Below are 1636 nucleotides of genomic sequence, written 5' to 3'. Positions count from 1 at the left end.
TTGATGTCATGGCCGACTCCCCAAGTTTCCTTCATTGGCTCCCCGGCAAGCGTTACCGGACCCTTATCTTGCTATGGTTTCGAAAAGGGAATTGCAAGAACCGGTCGCCGAAAAAATCAAGAACTCCACCGCAGAATACGGCAAACATACTATACGGCCATCAGGCCACACGGTGAACACACGCGGTGTGTGTATAAGGTTTCTTGGCGTTTGTCTTAGGGTCTTCAATCTCTTCACGGTCAATGGTTTTTGTACAGGGATACTGTGGAGATGGAAGGGGCGGGACGGCCGCGAGGCGGGCTTGGCAGCGGAAACGCCGCGCCATGCAGATCCGTGAGAGCATGGAAGGGATCGACACCAAACATCCGTTGTGACGGCCGCCGCGCTGTTGCGGTGGGTTGAGTGCAACGCATAGGAACGGAGGACCGGGATGCAGACCTTATTCAAACGAGTCCAGGCGGTCATATTCGTGGCCGCCGTTACAGCGAGCTTCACCATCTCCAGCCCGCCCGCCAAAGCGGATCTCCTGACCGACATCAAGAAACGCGGCGAGTTCGTTGTCGGAACCGAGGCTCGGTTCCCGCCATTCGAGTTCGTCAAGGACGGCAAGATCGTCGGCTACTCGACGGACATCATGGCGCGCGTCATGAAGGCGTTGCCGGGAGTAAAGCTGACGCGGCTCGATCTTCCCTGGCAGGGCATTCTTCCCGGCTTGGCGGCGGCCAAATTCGACTATGTCGTCACGTCCGTGACCGTCACCAGGGAGCGCTACGAGAAGTACGCGCTGAGCCTGCCGATCGCGGACGCAACCATGGCGCTCGTGAAACGCAAGGGCGACGACGCGATCAAGGAGCCCGAGGACATCGCCGGCCACGTGGTCGGCTCGCAGGCCGGCTCGGCGCAACTTCAGGCCCTTCAGGCTTTCGCCAAGAGGCTCTCGGGCGCGGGCACGGGTGTCAAGGGGATCAAGACATACGTGGATTTCAACGAGGCCTTCGCCGATCTGGCGGCGGGACGGATCAGCGCCGTTTGCAACAGCCTTCCGAACCTGCTCGAGCTCGTTCGCACGCGGCCGGATAGGTTCGAGCTGGTGCTGCCGACATTCGGCCCCAAGAAGTACTTCAGTTGGGCCGGGCGCAAGGACGTCAAGAGCGCTTCGCTGGTGGCCTTCATGAACAGCCAGCTGGCTGCGCTCAACAAGTCAGGGGTGCTGACGGAGCTGCAAAAGAAGTGGTTCGGCGGGCCCATGGATTTGCCGTCCGACACGCTGCCGGTGCCGGCCGACTAGGGGACCCGCGAGGTCAGCGACCGTGCTGATCCTGCAGGCGGTTGAGAAGCCGGGGTGTTTACGGCTAAGCGTGGCGGCGATTGACGGGTCTCGGCGGTGGATTTTCTAGGCGTCACCGCGAACCACTACGACGCTTTCTTCGTCGGCGCGTCGATGACCGCCGGGATCTCGGCGGTTTCCATCGCCGCCGGCATGGTCCTGGGGCTGTGGCTCAGTTTCGGTCTGATCTCGCGGAACCGGCTGATCCGGCGGGCCTCGGTGGTCTACCGAAGCGTTTGGCGGGGCACGCCCATCCTGGTGCAACTCCTGATCGTCTTCTACCTGCTGCCGACCATCGGGCTGGACGTG

General features: G+C 61.6%; 2 protein-coding genes. Both read left to right on the top strand.

Annotation, left to right across the window (positions count from 1 at the left end; all coding sequences use genetic code 11):
* Positions 1-430: 430 nt before the first annotated feature.
* Complete coding sequence (locus OXF11_10710; protein ID MCY4487569.1) at positions 431-1288, top strand: transporter substrate-binding domain-containing protein; 858 nt, start codon at positions 431-433, stop codon at positions 1286-1288.
* Positions 1289-1384: 96 nt separating this feature from the next.
* Positions 1385-1636, top strand: a 252-nt coding sequence (locus OXF11_10705) for an ABC transporter permease subunit (GenBank protein MCY4487568.1), incomplete at its 3' end; no start/stop codon positions are given.

The sequence above is a fragment of the Deltaproteobacteria bacterium genome, from assembly GCA_026712905.1.
Lineage (GTDB): Bacteria > Desulfobacterota > Binatia > UBA9968 > JAJDTQ01 > JAJDTQ01.
Note: the sequence above shows the minus strand (reverse complement) of the source record. Positions and strands in the feature narration are given on the sequence as shown.

Bases quoted from the DNA above. Each gene is read 5' to 3' on its own strand.
- OXF11_10710 (MCY4487569.1), top strand. From the start codon at position 431: ATGCAGACCTTATTCAAACGAGTCCAGGCGGTCATATTCGTGGCCGCC.